The 17,768-nt window shown below is 52.0% G+C and carries 15 protein-coding genes; 5 read left to right on the top strand and 10 right to left on the bottom strand.

All coding sequences use genetic code 11. The annotated features are described in order from the left end of the window. Positions 1–73 precede the first annotated feature (73 nt). The 7 genes from ACJJID_RS04895 to ACJJID_RS04865 form a co-directional block, all read right to left on the bottom strand. Entirely contained in the window at positions 74–904 is an 831-nt protein-coding gene (locus tag ACJJID_RS04895) for a TorF family putative porin (RefSeq protein WP_444921728.1), read from the bottom strand. A 150-nt stretch (positions 905–1,054) separates the two neighbouring features. Next, complete coding sequence (locus ACJJID_RS04890) at positions 1,055–1,597, bottom strand: DUF2878 domain-containing protein (protein ID WP_444921727.1); 543 nt, start codon at positions 1,595–1,597, stop codon at positions 1,055–1,057. Next, positions 1,563–2,816: a class I SAM-dependent methyltransferase gene (locus ACJJID_RS04885; protein WP_444921726.1), complete on the bottom strand. Its 1,254-nt coding sequence runs from the start codon at positions 2,814–2,816 to the stop codon at positions 1,563–1,565. Before ACJJID_RS04885 ends, ACJJID_RS04890 begins: the two co-directional genes overlap by 35 nt. Further along, positions 2,813–3,619 carry a DUF1365 domain-containing protein gene (locus ACJJID_RS04880; protein WP_444921725.1) on the bottom strand — a complete coding sequence of 269 codons (807 nt, stop codon included), beginning with the start codon at positions 3,617–3,619 and terminating at the stop codon, positions 2,813–2,815. The genes ACJJID_RS04885 and ACJJID_RS04880 overlap by 4 nt, the downstream gene beginning before the upstream one ends. A 13-nt stretch (positions 3,620–3,632) precedes the next feature. Continuing rightward, a complete protein-coding gene (locus ACJJID_RS04875; RefSeq protein ID WP_444921724.1) occupies positions 3,633–4,883 on the bottom strand; it encodes an NAD(P)/FAD-dependent oxidoreductase in 1,251 nt (416 codons plus the stop codon). Continuing rightward, positions 4,883–5,659 (bottom strand): SDR family NAD(P)-dependent oxidoreductase, encoded by a 777-nt coding sequence (locus ACJJID_RS04870; RefSeq protein WP_444921723.1) that lies wholly within the window; start codon positions 5,657–5,659, stop codon positions 4,883–4,885. Before ACJJID_RS04870 ends, ACJJID_RS04875 begins: the two co-directional genes overlap by 1 nt. 3 nt (positions 5,660–5,662) lie before the next feature. After that, the gene (locus ACJJID_RS04865) at positions 5,663–6,094 is read right to left on the bottom strand and encodes a nuclear transport factor 2 family protein (protein WP_172975339.1); all 432 of its coding nucleotides are present in this window, start codon (positions 6,092–6,094) and stop codon (positions 5,663–5,665) included. A 148-nt stretch (positions 6,095–6,242) separates the two neighbouring features. Here ACJJID_RS04865 and ACJJID_RS04860 point away from each other — a divergent pair, with 148 nt between their 5' ends. Together ACJJID_RS04860 and ACJJID_RS04855 are read left to right on the top strand one after the other, a co-directional pair. Further along, positions 6,243–6,860, top strand: a complete 618-nt coding sequence (locus ACJJID_RS04860; protein WP_152452845.1) for a sigma-70 family RNA polymerase sigma factor — start codon at positions 6,243–6,245, stop codon at positions 6,858–6,860. Between the two features lie 7 nt (positions 6,861–6,867). Continuing rightward, entirely contained in the window at positions 6,868–7,551 is a 684-nt protein-coding gene (locus ACJJID_RS04855; protein WP_444921722.1) for a ChrR family anti-sigma-E factor, read from the top strand. A 150-nt stretch (positions 7,552–7,701) separates the two neighbouring features. Here the strand turns inward: ACJJID_RS04855 and ACJJID_RS04850 are convergent, their stop codons facing one another. After that, positions 7,702–11,214, bottom strand: coding sequence for an indolepyruvate ferredoxin oxidoreductase family protein (locus ACJJID_RS04850; protein WP_444921721.1), 3,513 nt, complete (start codon positions 11,212–11,214; stop codon positions 7,702–7,704). Between the two features lie 492 nt (positions 11,215–11,706). On the opposite strand from ACJJID_RS04850, the gene ACJJID_RS04845 reads away from it, so the two are divergent. The 3 genes from ACJJID_RS04845 to ACJJID_RS04835 all read left to right on the top strand — a co-directional run bounded on the left by ACJJID_RS04845 (position 11,707) and on the right by ACJJID_RS04835 (position 13,845). Continuing rightward, positions 11,707–12,270 (top strand): Lrp/AsnC family transcriptional regulator, encoded by a 564-nt coding sequence (locus ACJJID_RS04845; RefSeq protein ID WP_444921720.1) that lies wholly within the window; start codon positions 11,707–11,709, stop codon positions 12,268–12,270. Between the two features lie 257 nt (positions 12,271–12,527). Beyond that, positions 12,528–13,004: a hypothetical protein gene (locus ACJJID_RS04840; protein ID WP_444921719.1), complete on the top strand. Its 477-nt coding sequence runs from the start codon at positions 12,528–12,530 to the stop codon at positions 13,002–13,004. A 55-nt stretch (positions 13,005–13,059) separates the two neighbouring features. Beyond that, positions 13,060–13,845: an alpha/beta fold hydrolase gene (locus tag ACJJID_RS04835; RefSeq protein WP_444921718.1), complete on the top strand. Its 786-nt coding sequence runs from the start codon at positions 13,060–13,062 to the stop codon at positions 13,843–13,845. 63 nt (positions 13,846–13,908) lie between these two features. Here ACJJID_RS04835 and ACJJID_RS04830 read toward each other — a convergent pair whose 3' ends face one another. Both ACJJID_RS04830 and ACJJID_RS04825 read right to left on the bottom strand, forming a co-directional pair. Next, on the bottom strand, positions 13,909–15,570 hold the full coding sequence (locus tag ACJJID_RS04830; protein WP_444921717.1) for a D-arabinono-1,4-lactone oxidase: 1,662 nt from the start codon (positions 15,568–15,570) through the stop codon (positions 13,909–13,911). 58 nt (positions 15,571–15,628) lie between these two features. After that, entirely contained in the window at positions 15,629–17,491 is a 1,863-nt protein-coding gene (locus tag ACJJID_RS04825; protein WP_444921716.1) for a carotenoid oxygenase family protein, read from the bottom strand. Positions 17,492–17,768: the final 277 nt, after the last annotated feature.

The following is a 17,768-nucleotide window of genomic DNA, read 5'->3' as shown; positions in this document are numbered from 1 at the left end:
TGGGGTCAAAAAAGAAGATTCGAAGTGAAATTTTCGCCGACGTAGATCAGGCAAAAAGCGTATATGATTTACTCTAAAAGCTGCGAGTGACTTTAAAAACAAAGCGCCCATCGGTTAGATTCTTGGCAGCCAGGAATGGATCGACACCATCGGTATCGTACCAACGTAAACCCAGGGTGTAATCACTGATTTTCCAGTCTATACCGGCGTCGTAATAACCATAATTGAGATGGTTGTAGGAAGATTCAAAAGTTTGCTCGCCAAGATGCACAGAAATATCCATGTAGCTGGCCAACTCCAAGCTAAAGGTCGCTTCATAGGCCAGAGAATCGACATTATTGAGAAAGTCTCTGCCAAAGTAGTTATTTGAATACCAGAGGCTCGGGCTGATCGTTAATTTATCCACCGTAAAACTAAGGATCAGATAGGTTTCGGCATAGTCGAAATCAAATTCCGACTTTGGATAGTTGTAAGACCAATAGCCAATATTCAAGTTAATTTCGGTCTCAGGCAGATCTCCCGACCACCCTACATAGGGATCAAACTCCATACTATTGCCGGGGCCACCGAAGTCCGTATTGGTTGTCCAGACGCCAATATAGAAACCAATATCGTGGGTCCAGTTGAGGTCGCCCTGGACGGTAGGACCATTATTCGAGTTCGAGATACTGCGGAACATATAATCCGAAGCAATTACCAGACTACCGGCGACAGTACCAAACCCGTCATCTTCGCCATTCTCGTCTCCCTCACCGTTCTCATCACCCTCACCATTCTCGTCTCCCGGGTCGATCTCGCTAAATTCACCCCGCTCGTCGACGACCACTTCCTCCGATAGGCACCTGGAATCGAGTGCCCCCAGAACCCCGACCAAGATCAGGGCCCGCACGAGGTAAGCTTTCATGGCTGGCTCCTTGGTGGCGTTGGTAAAATAAGGTGACTGAACCAGAAATTACATTTTTAATTGAGTAGGGTATGTATAGGTGGCGAGGCCGCCGAATACAAGCTTTGCGCCAGCTTGCACGGCTGCACGGCTGCACGGCTGCACGGCCATTCACCGATAGGCGGGGTTTATAGTGCGCGCCAAGTAGCTAAATCCCGGAAGCATCAGCGCCCACAGCAGCGACAGTAACATCAATGATCGCCACAAGGGCTGGCCCAACTCTACGGTGCCATTCAAGAAGGCACCGGTGTAATAGCTAAAAGGACCAAAAAAGCCGCCTAACAACGCAGCCAGCCATAAATTACGCTGTAGGAATACCAGGCTGTAGCGCAGTGTCATGGCAAAATTTAACCACAGACATACCAGCCAGATGGGAGGCCAGGAAATACCACTGAGGTTTTGCAATACTCCCAGATGAAAAAGTACCGAGTCCACCCCCACGCCAAAAAGAAACACGCCCCCCAACCACAAAGGCTCTCTGCGCAGGTTAGCGACAAAAAACAAGTGAATAAATAAATTGACCAGCGTAAACGGCACAACAATCCAGGGACGCGCAACGATCACACAAAGGGGCCAGGCAATATCAAACAGCAAAGCATTGGCGATAAAGCGCCACATATCAGTCGATAAGAGCGCGCGGCTTGGCAAAGACAAACTGAGCGGTACTGATCACCCTCTGCATAAAGCCACCTTCGCAGTAGCACAAATAAAATTCCCACATCCGAATAAAACGGTCATCAAAACCCAGGTTGCGCACCTGTGGCAGCCTGCTCAAAAATGCGTTGCGCCAGTGCCTCAGTGTGCGCGCATAGTCCGCAGTAATATCCTCCAAACCCACAATCTGCATATCAGTAGCGGTGGCAATCTGCTGAGCAATAACCTGATTGGATGGCAGGCAACCACCGGGAAAAATATAGTGCTGAATAAAATCGATGTCTTTGCGGTATTGATGGTAGCGCTGATCCGAAATAGTAATGGCCTGCATAAACATCAGGCCATCTTCTTTTAGTAAACGACTACAAATGGAAAAGAACTTACGGTGATATTCATGCCCCACCGCCTCCACCATTTCAATAGAAACCAATTTATCGAAGCTGCCGTCTAAGTCCCGATAATCCTGTAACAGCACACGCACCTTATCTTGCAGTCCCTCACGCTCCACCCACTGGCGGGTATACTCATATTGCTCTGCAGAGATTGTCGTGGTGGTTACCTGGCAACCTGTGTGTTTTGCCGCGTAAATAGCCATGCCACCCCAACCTGTGCCGATTTCCAGCAGGTGATCGTCGGGTTTTAATTGCAACTTTTGGCAAATATGCTCCATTTTGTGAACAGAAGCCTGGTACAAGGTAGCCTGCTCAGAGGGGAACATGGCCGAGGAATAGAGCATGGTTTTATCGAGAAATAAGCGGAAAAAGTCATTTCCCAGATCATAATGCGCGGCGATATTTTTGCGGGAACCCCTGCGATTATTATTGTTGAGGTTATGCAAGGCGCGTAACACCATGCGGGGCAGCTGACTCCCACGGCTATCCATACTCTCAATCAGGGACATGTTATCGACCATCAGGCGGATCACATCCAACAGGTTTGGAGAGTCCCAGGCGTTCTGCATATAGGCTTCGCCCGAACCAATGGTGCCGTTTAACAGTACCTGTACATAGGCACTGGCATCCCGAACGCGAATATGCGCCCGCACCGCTGCCTGCTCCACTGGCTGGCCAAAATGGTAACTGGCTTCCCCATCTTCAATCAGCAGGTGGCCCCGCTCTACCACTTGCATCTTAGCCAAGACCAGCTTGCGCGCGAGTCGCACTAACCAAGACTGACTCTCCTCTCCAACGGTTGCCCGCGAAGTTTGCTCTGGATTCATAAATGCTTCTCCCCTCCCTGAACTTTGCCCCTGTCACCGGGATGCGCATAGACAGGAGTGCGCTTGAACCATAACTTCAGCGCCTGCCAATAAATGGTGGCAATCACTTTTGCAGTCATAAATGGATACTGGACCAGAATACGATTGAGAAGGCCTGCGCTCAGCTCGCAACGGCGCAGGCTCAGTATGGCATCGAATAGAGGACGCTCTTCCTCCCCTTGGCCACATCGATCAAAATTCTGTAAATAAGCAGTGAGGCGATCACCCGGCGTAATACTTCTCCAATGATAGCCCTGGGAGATGGGCATAAAGGGGGAGACATGAAAAGTCTTGGCAAAAGCCACTTTCTGCACCCGCGCCCCGGAGCGGCAATCCAGCACATAGCTGTGGCGCTCTTTCCAGGGGGTATTGTGAACATCCAGTAATAACCAACGCACTTCCCTGCCCTCGCCATCAAAGCAGTAATAGATACTGATAGGATTCATGTTGTAGCCAAAGTAACGCCAATTGGCGAGCATACGCACGGGCCCTTGCGGGCGTTCCCCGGCAACCGCCTCAACCCTGCGGCGCACGGCCTCATCAATGCTGAATTCCGGGTCGCCAAAAAAATCCTCGCGGCGAAAACGGGCTGGAGCCCATGGCTTTTTCGACCACCAGGGAGAGAGTGCACAAAATTGCTCTAGCTCCGCCAAGTCTAGATACACCATAAAAACCTTGTAGCGGAAGGCATTTTGGCGGGGGGAAAAGCGGCGATGTTGGACCCAACCGGTGTAAATGGCGCTCTCCATTGTTGCGGCCTCCATTAAGGTTTCCCCTTCACCAGGTTACTCCCAATCCCTCGGCGACTCGCAAAGCGCTGCTCACCCCATCCTCATGAAAACCATTGGCCCAATAAGCACCGCAAAACCAAGTGCGGTTTACCCCATTAATGCACGTCCATTGCTGCTGGGCACGAGTGCCCGCTACAGAAAACTGGGGATGGGCATATTCAAAGCGCGCAAGCACCTTTTCTGGGGCGATACGATCCTCGGCATTCAGGGTGACACAGTAAGTTTTATCTGTTGTCAGCCCCTGCAAAATGTTCATGTTATAGGTCAGCACCGGTAACTCATCGCGCTCAGTTCCTAGCCGGTAATTCCAACTGGACCAGCTGCGCCTTTGTTGTGGTAATAAACTGGTATCTGTATGCAATACCACGCTATTGCGTGCGTAGGGAATGGCTCTGAGCAATTGCCGCTCCAACCCAGAGGCATCTTCAAGACACTCCAACGCCTGATCCGAGTGGCAGGCGAACACTACCTGATCAAAGTTGAGTTGCTCACCCGTACAAGTCAGCAGCTCCACATTTTGCTCCCTACGTCTGACAGATTGCACTTCAGTAGAGAGCCTAACCCTGTCGGCATAAGGTGCAATCAGTGTGGGAATATAGGAGCGGGAGCCCCCTTTAATCACTCGCCACTGGGGCCGTCGCACCAGGTTGAGTAGGCCGTGATTGAAAAAGAAACGCACAAAAAAACTTACCGAAAATTCGAGCATCTGCGCCACACTGGCTGACCAAATCGCCGACCCCATGGGAACCAGGTAGCGATTGGCAAATTCTGCCGAGTAACCATTCGCCGGCAAGTACTCTCCGAGGGTCAGGCCTTCATGCAAGCGCCCTTCGCGCCAGTCCCGCGTGGCCGTATGATTAAATCGCACTATGTCCCACAGCATGCGCCAGTGACCGGCGCTGAGAAGGTTGGAGCGTTGAGAAAATAATGTATTGAGGTTATTGCCGGCATACTCATAGCCCTCCTGATCGCAGCACACGCTGAAACCCATGGAGGTCGGCTGGGACTCGATGCCCAGCTCATCGAGCAGGCGAATAAAGTTCGGGTAGGTCCAGTCGTTATACACAATAAAACCGGTATCGATGGCCAGGGTGCGATCACCTTCCTGCACATCGACCGTCGCAGTGTGCCCACCCAGTCGGTCCTGCGCTTCAAATACGGTGATCTCGTGCTTGCGGCTCAAAAGATAAGCCGCCGTCATGCCGGCAATTCCACTCCCGACGATGGCAATACGCATCAACTCTTCCTTAAGGTACGAATCCTACTTATTTTTGGTGTGCAAAAACGAAACCAAAGAGAACGGAAAAATCCGAGAAAACGCAGTGGCAGGCTCAAGCGCAGAGGAAAATCGATTATGGATTTTTTGCGAGACAACCCCACCTCAATATACTCCGCTGCTTGCTCCGCGCTAATCAAAAAAGGCATGTCAAAGTCGTTCTGCGCGGTAAGGGGGGTGTCGACAAATCCCGGGCGGACCAGCACGACCTTGAGGTTTGTATGGCAGGTATCCGCACGTACCGATGCCAAAAAGTAATCGAGCGCGGCTTTGGAGCTGCCATAGGCCTCCGCTCTGGGAAAAGGTACAACCGAAGATAAGCTGCCTAATGCGGCAAAAAGTGGAGACTTGCTGGCAGCCAACAGAGGCAAAGCACAACGCAGAGTATTCACGACGCCAAAGAAATTGGCGTCAAATACCCGCCGATACATAGCGGTTTCTAGCTGTAAATCATTGTCATATTCACAAGTGCCGGCACAGGCGATCACCCCATCCAGGTGATCGGTTAAATCCTTGAGACGCTCAAAAGTAGAGGCCATGGCACTGTCATCGGCCACATCGCAATCGAGTATGCGAATGCGCGTGGGAGCAAACTGCTGCAACTCTGCCAGGGCTTCACGCCGGCGTCCGCTGGCAATCACAAAATTATTGTGATCGGCAAGACGTAGGACCAGGGCTCGGCCGATACCGGAACTGGCCCCCGTAATCCATAGTGTCTTATCGCGAATTTCCGCCACCAGTCAGCCCTGCCCCAGGCGCAGTTTAATTTTGCGCACAAGAGAACCTAGTAGCGGCACCTGTTCGTAGACCATCGCCCCCATATCGTAAAAATCTTCGTGATAAAACACTTTGTCTGAAAAGCGCACCAAACTGCAGCCGCGCAAGCGCAGCGGCCGACCACCTTTCAAAGACTGGTGCGCATAGTGCATATACCAGGGCAGGCAAGCACTATCATGGGTAATTGAAGCCTCTTCAAAACGAAAACGGCACTGGGTGAGCCCGCGGCTCATACCAGAGAAATATGTTTTCAGAGCGGGCAGCCCCTCAATCCGGTGCAAAGGGTCACGGAATACAATTTTATCGCTGTATATTTTCGATAGCTCGGCGGGATCCCTAACCAAGAAATCCCGATAATAGGATTGCACTTCCTTAACCAATGTTCGGCTGCTCATCTTCCCTTCCACCGTATTCCCCAGCGCTATCCCTATCATTTACGTTAGCCTGCGGAAGGCAGATCACAGCGCCAAAGTAAAAAAAGCCCAATCCATTTGCCGAGCACAAGCGTAGTAAAAGATCGACATCACAGTAGAGAGCGCTAATATGGCGCATAGACTAAGACACAACGGCAATGGAATTGCGGTGAAAGCTTCCCAGGATTACAAGGATGACTGGAGCAGGCTACTGACGCAGGTTGGCGCCCAGCGCGATCGCCAGGCGTTCGAGCGTGTATTCCGACATTTTGCCCCGCTGATCAAGGGCTTCCACCACAGCCGCAGCACCCAGGCACTCAATGCCGAAGCGGCGGATGAGCTGGTTCAGGAAGTCATGCTCAAGGTATGGCATAAGGCCCCCTGTTTTGACCAGGGCAAAGCCTCGGCCAGTACCTGGATATTTACCATTATGCGCAATTGCCGTATCGATATGCTGCGCCGCAGTCTACGCCACCAGAATCGCGACAGCGATGTTGATGTGGCCGATATCTGGGATGAAAACCTGGAAAACCAGCCCCTGTTATTTTTGCAACATAAACGCAACGAACGCGATATCGCCGACGGCCTCAGCGCCCTGCCCGCAGAGCAGAGCCATATTTTGGAAAAGGCCTATATGGAGGGAAAATCCCACAGCGAAATTTCCGAAGAACTGCGCCTTCCCCTGGGTACGGTCAAATCCCGTGTGCGCTTGGCCATGAAAAAATTACAAGCCAGGTTCGTCAGGTGAACGCCGAATGATTCGCCACCACCCGGATGAAAATCTTCTGTTGGAATACGCCTCCGGCAGCCTGGCCCGCGGCCCCAGCCTGGTTGTTGCTGCCCATGTACAGATGTGTGCCGACTGTCGCTCCCAGTTGTCTACCTTAAATAATCTCGGTGGCTCACTCCTCAACGGAAGTCCCGCACAACCCCTGCAAGCCAATGCTTTCGAGCGACTGATGGAACGTATCGGCCAGATTCCAGAGAAGATCATTCATAAAAGCGAAGATACCCCCACTCCAGTACCGGTTGGCGGGGAGCCGGCCATGGATCATTTGCCCAAAGTTCTGAATAAACTATTGGCCAGCAACCCTAACCGGCGATGGAAAACCCTGACTCGGAACCTGCAAATGTGTCGGCTCAAGTCTGGGCAGAGGGATTACGAGGTGGCTTTCCACTGCCTGCGCAGTGGCAGTGGTCTGCCAAAACACGATCACCGTGGGCAGGAATTCGCCCTGGTACTGCATGGCAGTTTTTCCGATCACAATGGTATATATGGGCGGGGGGATTTCGTGTTACGCGAGCCGGGGCAGGTACACAGGCCCATCGCCACCCAGGACATGGACTGCCTGTGTTTTTCTGCAGTCGCGGCCCCGGTGTCCCTTACGGGAATCCGCGGGCTGTTCCTCAACCCGCTCATCCCTTTCAGGCCAGGATAAGCCCTGGCAAAACTCTGCTTTTGAGGTATTTAAAACCTGTATCCAGGTTATCGGCATCCATGCCTCAAGCGCATTCCCTGTCAAATTCCCAGGCTACGATCTATGCAAGTATGAATTTTTACTTTCGCCTTCTGACACTCTCTAAATAATTCAAGAAACTGCTGCCGGCTCCTCTACCCCATTGCGAGCGGAAAACTGAGTAAACAGTTTCTGCCAGCGCTCCTGCACCAGGGCAAACTTCTGCTCGCGCACATGGCCGTAGCCACGCACCTGCATGGGTATCTCCAGCAGCTCACGCGCCGCGGCGATATTATCAGTGCTTAGCTGGGCCGCCACCGATTCCACCGCCTGAGCCACCTGGCGGGCCCAATCGCGCTCGGCACGGCGCTCTTTGGTGTAACCAAATACATCCAGCACGGTACCGCGCAGTACTTTACCCCGCGCCAACAGCGGCATTAAGCGGCCCATCCAGGGACCAAATTGCATCTTGCGCACCCGACCACTGGCATCAGGGCGAGCCAATACGGGCGGGGCCATATGGAATTTCAGGGAGTAATCGCCGCTAAACGTCTCGCGCAGTTGGCGCTGGAAATCCTCGCCACTGTACAAGCGCGCTACCTCATACTCATCCTTGTAGGCCATGGCTTTGAACAGACTGTTAGCCGCCGTGCGGGTCAACTCCCCCGCCGTGCCGGCCAGGGCCGACTCCGCTCGCTGCAGCGGCGCTATAGACTGTGTGAATTGGCGAGCGTAGGCGGCATTTTGGTATTCACTCAGCTCGCTACTCAAACGTGCGATCAGTTGCTCTACAGATTCCTGAGGCTCAATCATTTTTACTGGCTGCGCCGGCACCGCCAGTTTTTCAATCGCCCTCGGGTCCGTCGCCAACAAACGCCCAGCGCGGAATGCGCGCAGGTTGTTTTCCACCGCCACACCATTCAGTTCGATCGCCCTCTCCAGTGCCGCCTCACCAATAGGCAGCAGCCCTTTCTGGCAGGCGAAGCCCATGATCATCAGGTTACTGGCAACGGTATCGCCAAACAGTGCCTGAGCGTATTTATTCGCATCGAAGGCAAAGTATTCAGCACAGAGGGACTCAATGCTCTGCTGGGTAGTATCTGCCGGGAAGGCCAGTTCGTTGTTACGCACAAACGCCGCCACAGGCACCTCGGCCGTATTGACCAGCGCGCGCATTTTGCCGGTAGCAAACTTGGGGCGCTGACCGGCAGCGGTGACCATATCGCAACCGAGTAGTAGCTCGGCGGCGCCATCGCGGATACGCGCGGTGGTAATGGCCTCTGGGCGCGCACCCACCTTTACGTGAGCAACCACCGCACCATTCTTTTGTGACAGGCCGGTGAAGTAGAGCGTGGTACTGCCCTTATCTTCCAGATGCGCGGCCATGCCCAAAAGTGCGGCCACGGTAAGAACACCGCTGCCGCCGATACCGGCCACCAAAATACTGAGTGGCTGTTCCAAGGCGGCCACCGGCGCTGCGGGCAAACTGACAATTGCAGCATCCAGGGACTCGGCCAGGGACTGCACCGGTGGTTTTTTTAATTCCCCCCCCTCGACAGTGACAAAACTGGGGCAGAAACCATCGGCACAGCGCATATCTTTGTTGCAGCTGGACTGGTTAATCTGGCGTTTGCGGCCATAAAGAGTTTCCAGTGGCTCTACGGCGATACAGCTCGACTGCACACTGCAGTCGCCACAACCCTCACATACACGCTGGTTGATCAGCAGGCGCTTGGGCGGGTCCACCATCAGCTTTTTCTTGCGGCGGCGGCGTTTTTCTGCGGCGCACACCTGCTCGTAAATAATGGCGGTAACACCGGGCGTTTCACGCAGGCGACGCTGGACGGCATCCAACTCGGAACGGTCCAGTACTTCCACCTTCGCCGGCAACTGGCCGCGGTGCTGGTGCCAGTGATCGGGGTTTTCACTGAGCAGGACCACCTCACCCACCCCCTCAGCCAGCAGCTGCGCGGCCAGGCTGGGAGCATTTACTTCGCCATCGGCGGGCTGGCCACCGGTCATGGCTACCGCATCGTTGAGCAAGATCTTGTAGGTGATATTGACCTTACTGGCCACCGCCTGGCGAATAGCCAGCAGCCCGGAGTGGTTATAGGTACCGTCACCCATATTCTGGAAAATATGCTCGGCACTGGAGAAACGATACAGCCCCACCCAGTGCGCGCCTTCACCGCCCATATGGGAATAGGTATCGGTGCGCAGCCCCTTGCCCAGCGCCATAATATGACAGCCGATACCGGCACTGCCGAGACTGCCCTCCGGCAGTTTGGTGGAGGTGTTATGGGGGCAGCCAGCACAGAAGATCGGCTCCCGCGCCAATAGACCCTGGGCACGCTGCGGCACATTACCGCCCAGCTTTTCTGCCAGTGGAATCAGTCGCTGCGCGAGATCGGTGTCCGCCAGCCAGCGGGCGATGGCCTTGGCCACCTGGTCCGGGCCAAACCCCCAGATTGCAGGTAGTAGGTCTTCACCATTGAGATCTTTCTTACCGACCACTTTCGGGCGGCGGCCATCTTCCCAGCCATATAAAAGATTCTTCAGCTGGTCTTCCACCAGTGGGCGTTTTTCCTCAACCACCAGCAGGCGCTCCATGCCATCGGCAAACTCACCGATACCGCGGGGCTCCAGGGGCCATGACATTGCCACCTTGTAAATGGCAATCCCCGCCTGGCGCAGGTCCTCTTCGCTCAGGTTGAGGAGCTGCAACGCCTCGAGTAGATCCCCGTGGGCCTTGCCGACCGTCACAATGCCAAAGCGCTTGCGCTCGGCCTTGTGAGTTGTTCTATCCAGACGGTTGGCATAGGCGAAAGCCCGCGCCGCCGGCAGGCGTTCCTCCAGCATGCGGCGCTCGTATTCCAGGCGCTCCGCCGGCCAGTTAAGGTGCGGATCGTAATTCAGGCCGTGCGCGGGAATGGGGAAATCCGCCGGAATACTAAACTGAGGCAGGCTCGGAACCACCAGAGAGGCACCGGCCTCCACCGTTTCGGTAATCGCTTTGAAACCCACCCACAGGCCGGAAAAGCGCGACAGGGCAATACCGGCGAGCCCGAGGGTGAGATACTCATCGATACTGGCGGGAAACAACAGCGGCATCATGACCGATTCAAAAATCTGATCGGTATTGTGGGAGAACATGGAGGATTCAGCGGTGTGGTCATCGCCACACAGCGCCAGCACGCCGCCGAGCTTGGCGGTACCCTGGATATTGGCTTGGCGGAACACATCCGCGGTGCGATCCACCCCGTGGCCCTTGCCATACCAGATGGAAAAGACCCCATCGCGAGTGGCCTGCTTGCGGTAGTGATCGATCAGCTGGGTACCCCAAATATTGGTGGCCCCAAGATCTTCATTGATACCCGGCTCGAAGTGAATATCGTGCTCAGCCAATAACTTCTTGTGCCGCCACAAGGCTTGGTCGTAACCACCGAGGGGAGACCCCCGGTAACCGGAAACAAAGCCCGCAGTATTCAGGCCCGCCAGCTCATCCATGCGTTTCTGCATCAACGGCAGGCGCACCAGTGCGTCGATGCCGGTCAAAAAGACCCGGCCAGAATCGCGGGTAAACGCGGCCTTGAGAGAATACTCTGTATCAAAGCCCAGCTCCTGATCGCCTTCGACCATTGCCATGGGTACCACCTATTTATTAATTATTGCTTTTCTTTTGCCCGGTTCGATGGCGGGTGTCACAGTGCTTATTTCATCTCAACACTGAGGGAGCCAGTCGAAAGCCAAACCGAGGCATCTGCTTAGCCGCTAAAATTAACACCGCCCGGCCAGGCAGGTCATACCAAAATAAGCCTGGCTAGGGCATAATACGGACACAACTCGCTAAAGATCATAAGCTGCTAGCAACAATTCACTCAAAAAGCCGGTTTTTTAGGGATTCATCGATTAGGAACTTCACGGGGATGTCGATGCGGGATACAAACTGATCTATCCCTTCGCATGACCATTTTCCTCACTCGCTGGACGACAAATGGAAAGGCAGAATGAACGAATGCATAGTGGCTGGTCACCCAGCGCTGAGCTGGCGAGCGAATGAATATTGATAGCAAAGAATAAACGGTTTCACGGCGCTGCAATAAAACAGGATAATTGCCCAGACAGGATTCAACCGGGATGTTTTGTCATGCCGGCAAGGCAGTGAAGCGGCCGGATAATCCGGTGTTCGTTCAGAGAGAAGAGATACGGAAAAAGACCATGGCCTATTTACTGGATGCCATTGATAAAAAAATCCTGGAGATTCTCCAGGAAGATGCCACTATCCCCAATATTGAGCTGGCAGAAAAAGTCTGCCTCTCCCCCTCCCCATGCTCACGCCGGGTCAAAAACCTCAATGAACAGGGCTTTATCAAGCGCGCAGTGACCCTCTTGGAGCCGGAAAAAGTAGGGCTTCCAGTCAGCGTCTTTATCCAGGTCACCCTCAACCACCAGGTGAAAAAAGAGCTGCAGGATTTCGAATCCGTTATCGGCCAATGGCCGGAGGTTATGGAATGCTACCTGATGACCGGCGACTTCGATTATCTGCTCCGGGTTGTGGTCCCCAACCTGCAGGCCTACCAGGAGTTTCTCGATAAAAAGCTGACAGAGCTGCCGGGAATTGACCATATCAAGAGCAGCTTTTCTTTAAAGCAGGTACGCTACCGTACTGAGTTGCCGTTGGATCAGTTGTTGGAGAAATAAAATAGACAGGAAGTCTTTCCTGCCACGACTCTGATAAGTTTTCAAAGCAATCCTCTCGGTTTAAAGCGCCTGTATTACACCCAGGCGCTCTAGCAAAGCAATTCGCTCGTTAATAAATCCTGCCCTTATTTCTTGTACCGATCAGGACAGCGTATAGAGAAATAGTCCCTCATATATGATCAATTTATCAATATACTTGGCCTTTAAAAAGCGATCAGTAAAAGAGCCTGAGGAAACTGGTCTTTAAAAGAAAATCATTGAAAACAACCATCAGACAGATTTTACTGGCCACATCAATTGGCGGCAGCTCCGTTGGAATCATTATGGTTGCAGTGGATACCGTGGCCTCACGAGAATTAACATTCTACAAAGTAATTGGCAACAGCTTTGTATTCACTTTTTTTGTATACTCACTTTATGCGGGCTTAACGTTTTTAAAAGACCTTTCAAATATAGAGCATCTTGAGCGGGCTTTTATCGCACAGATTCCCTGGATCACATCTCCTGTAGTGAACTTCAAAATTGCCACCGGAATAGGCGCATCCTTTTTATTGACCTGTCCACCCATCAGTGGCACATATCGCCTGAGTGTCGGTGCTGAATACGCACTTTCTTTTTTAAATGAACAAACTTGGGGAATCGGAGTAAACTTAGCCGCTATCAGCTTCTTGGCCCTTATCAAACTTTACAAAAATAAAACCTTAGGGCATAGAGGTGCACAGTCAAGCTATTAGCACACTCTGATTCAGAGAGTAAAAATTAGAAATAAATAATAAAGTTTATATACCCATGATAAAGTACTCACCAGAAAAACCTAAAGAAACTATCCTCTTTCTTCATGGTGCACTTGCCGATGAAAGAATGTGGGAGCCGCATCACCATATACTCTCAAAAGAGTACAGGGTTGTTTCTCTCACCCAAAGACACTTCGGCGCTGAAAAAAAAGGAAAAACGGGAAGTTTTGGTATTGATACGCATGCCAACGATCTGATTAATTTTGCAGCCACCCTTAATGAGGGCCCCTTTCATTTGATCGCTTGGTCTTATGGTGCTGACGTTGCATTAAGCGCAGCGATAAAAGCACCCAAATTATTCAAAAGCCTATTTGTCTATGAACCTGGGTACCCAGGACATCTAGACACCCAGAAGATGGAAGAATTTATGCAGGATGCCGAAGCCATGTTTGGTAAGGTATTTAACGCAGTTACTAATGGTGAGCTTGAGGCGGCTGTCGAGTTTCTTATCGATGGCTCCGGGAACAGAGCTGGATATTTCTCTTCACAAGCACCAGAACTCCGTGACCAGCAACTGGAAAATGCGCACACCCTCCCCTTACAACTCTCCCAAACCGAAAAGCCCTGCCTGGATAAAGAGCACTTATCTGAAATCCCAACTCCAACTACGATTGGATACGGCAGTAAAACCAGAAAGCTCTTTCAGATAGTATCCAAATCTGCGGCCAGTCATATTTCGACATCGAAACTATTACAAGTTGCTTCAGAAAATCACATGTTGCCAATAGAAAACCCAGAAAAGTTTTGCCTGCTCATTAAAGAGCATCTGTCAAATAATTAACGATCAATCGAAAAAAATGAGAAGGAGTGGCGAAACTGCCACCCCTTTTGCATCAATACAAACTTAATCTTTCTTACAAATCCGCGCCTCAGAATACCAACTACCGGCCTGGCAGCTTGCCCCCTGCTCACAGTGCTCATCGGTTCTGCAATAGCACTGACCATCGGCATTACAATGTGGCGTTAGGTAATTCTCAAGTGGATCTTGGCCACTGACACGCTCCCAGAACGGATTGGTAAAGACATTCTCCGGGTCCAGCTCAGCCTTGGCATCGAGGAATTGAGACCATTTGGGGAAGCGTGAAGGCATATCCTCAAAAATAGCCACCGAGTTCTTACCCCAGTGCGGCCTGGCACCATACTTCCGCAGGGACATCTGTTCAATTTCCAGATTCACAAAGTAGTTTTTCGGCACCGCCTCACCACGCTGGCGAAGGGTGTACTCAATTCCTACGAAAGCGGTATCGCGCCCGGCACTCATTCCCAGGTAGCTGTCGGAGGCCTTGCCAAAGCGGAAATAAATACCATTCAAAGGGAAGCAAGTGCGCTCGCTGTGGGCGATAATCTGGCGCACATCGGCAATCCAGTTGGGCAACTCCTCAAAGGGTATAGCCACTTCCTGTAAGGCAATCGGCAGCTTGTCCCAGACACAATTATTCGGCTCTTTACAAACAAAATGCTGCATCAGGTCCGCATGGCCTGTGGGTTTAATCAATTTCTTGAGACCCGTATTAACATCGCGGAAGTAGGAGCTGGAGCGGGCTGTATAGCGCAGGGACGCGGCAAAGCACTGTAAAGCTGCACTGTCGGCCTCATGAAGGCTATCGAAAATCAGGCCAAACAGATACTCGGAAAAATCAGAGACATCGGCTTGAGCGTTATAAGCATTGCCCCGGGTGTCCAAGGGAACCTTGTTATAGGTGGTTACCGTATAGCGCCCCAACCCAGGGAACCAGGCAATATTTGCAGAGTGGTTATCTCGGGCAAGATCCAAGACAACATTTTCCAGGTCGCTGTCATCCCGGTGCCCCTTCACTTTGGCCCGCACCTTGTAGCCCGGCTCGGCTTCGATGGTCACTTCAACCACAACCCCCAACACGCCCAGATTAACCCGTGCAGCATTGAGTAGCTCACCATTAATAACACGTAGATCCCCCTTACCATCAACGAGTTTTATCTCGGTGACATAATCCGAGATCATATTGCTCTTCTGGGTAAAGGTAGAACCATGTGTGCCGCTACCGAGCATCCCACCAATCGAGAAGATCGCCAGCTCCGTGACCATAGGCACACTGAGCTCATGCTCACGTAAGTAGGCCGCCAAATTATTAAAGCGCATACCGGCCTGTACGGTTACCAGGCGGTTTTCTTTGTCCAGGCTAACCACCTGATCCATATTTTCCAGGGTGATTTGCACCTCTCCATTACCGGCACAGGCAGCATCTATCTGGCTGTTGAAACGCCGTGTGCCGGTCATGACCTTGCGGCCCTGAGCGGCTGCATCGCGCACGATTGCCTGCACCTCGGCAATCGTTGAAGGGTCATGAATAACCCCTGGAAAACATTCCTGAGTCTCCTGGTAGTTTTTTATAACCTCTGGTACATCAATGGGTGGGGGTAACTGCTCCGCCGAAGCCCCCGCAGCAAAAAACAAACCTGCCGCACATAAAAAACTGGTGGCCCGGCGCAACAAATGACATCGCCCGGAGAGTAGTTGATGGTACATGCCTTTGTTTCCTTGTTGTTGTATTACAGAGTGGTTGTAAGTCAACTAATTAGAAAAATTAACCAAACCTGGGCAGAAGCTCCCGGCTGATAATGTCCTGAACATTGCGGCTGTGATCCGGCGCCTTACCGCGCAGGAAGTCCCCATACCCAGAACGATAAGCCGCGGTAGGGCGACGGCTTATAGAAGGCACCCATAGGGCATGGTTGGTAGTGGCGAATTCCAGGGAGTCGCTGGCGAGGATACAGAGTGGCCCCCTACTGAGTGCAGCGGCATCGAATATCCAAAATTCTTTACCGTTGGATTGAGCACCACTCGGATATTTTCGAACAACGGCGGCTATCAGGTAGCCATCATTCTGAGCGGTGGACCCAGGTCGAGCCATAAACTGCGGAGTGCGCATCACACAGTCATCGGGGAACTGATAAGCATCGGCAATTTGCATACGGGAGCAATCCATATGCACCAAAGCAGATGGCCTGCTTTGCTCGGGCATATCCCAATAGCTATATAAACGTTCAGGGTAATTGCGGTATGCCCAGGATACGCGCATTGAAACCAAATCGGGGCGGTAACCCACCGCGGCCCAATAGAGATGCTCAAAGGTTTCAGGAAACTGGAAGTGGCCACGATAGGCCGGGTCATTCATGTCCCACAACAGATTTTCATCTCGAATAACCTGATAGTCTTCCTTGATCTCCCGCGCGAAGTCAGAGGTTACTTGTATCCGTGCCCGCACCAAGCCACCGACATCCACCGGTGCTGCTGGATAGCCGGACAGCCATTTCGGTACTAGCCCGCCCTCCTGGAATATCTCATAGCGGAATAGCTGCTCAGACTTATCCATGGCCCCCATATACTGGCCATAGAGGGTGATTTCACCAGCGCTATCATCATAATTACAAACAATATCCGAAGTATCGAAGCCCAACTCCAGATAATCGGCAATAATATCTTCGCGCCCAGGCACCATGTCAGATTTGCGTAACACCCAGCAGCGGGTTCTGTGCTCCTGCGGCAATACAATATGGGTACCGAGAATACGGGTAGACTCCACCCTGGCCGCTGTTTCAAAAATAATGACATGATTGCGAGTAACCCCCAGGGAGTGAGAGCTGGCGGCAATGTAGGCGTTGTTTCCCTGACGATCGCGAATATTCCAGCTTTTAAAAGCCCCCTGCTGATCCCAGGAGATCAGGCGAATAAAGCCCGAGCGCCCGGAGTCCCCCATGTTTCCACCATAATTTATGGTGATACATTCACCCGATTCCAGATCAAAGAAGGGGTGGCCTGTGGTACGAATTTGCGGGAACAGCCACTTCTTTGGCGTTAGGTTATCGAGCAGTGGCGGCAGGCTGGATTCCCACTCGTCCACTTCACCGATAGGCGTGATCATTTCCAGTGTGGTCGCATCGAATTCATAGGGCATTCCACCCTCGTAGCTCATAGCAAAGCGGTTATCCCCCATATAATTGGGGGCCGTGTTGCAATAATTCATGAAACCCAGGTTTGCACTGGAATAGATCGTTCCCCCCAGCAGATTAAACTTGTCGAAACCACTCAAATCCTGCTCCTGCATAATTGCAGAGGCGGTTCTGATCATTTTTCGTGTAAAAGCAACACTGCCATTACTAGCCCTACCACTAAAATCCAACCGGGTGAGCGCGCCTTTTCCGTTGGGGGTTAAATGATTAGGGGCGAGAGGGATACCTTCGGCCATCAGCAGATGGCCGGTGACATCATCTGGCAGGTTACCCTGAACCACCTTAAGAAAACCGGCTGAGTCCTGCAGACTACCGTGCATAATAGATTTCGGAAAATTCTCTAAGCGATTACTTGCCTGAGCTGTAGAAGATGTCATACCAGCAATAGGCAGCGCAGAGAGGGCACCAGCGGCTTTAAGAAGATCGCGACGTTTCATTATTTTCCTTGTAATAAAAACGGCCGACTGCTTTACCTGACCTTTTGCTTATAGATATAGATTTATATAGTTAACTCACTTCATCCATATATAAATTTTCTGCACCTTTGGAGGCCGATTTGAAAGGTTAATCATCCCAGCAAGTTAAAGAGATCAAAGGTGTAACTACCGAAAACTGGAGAGCAGTTAATTATATTAAACTGCAAAAATCAAGAACGAGTTTATGACACTGTTAACCAGTATTCCCGATAGGGGATACTCCTATCGGGACCAAATA

It is taken from the genome of Microbulbifer sp. CnH-101-G (assembly GCF_052466775.1).
Note: the sequence above shows the minus strand (reverse complement) of the source record. Positions and strands in the feature narration are given on the sequence as shown.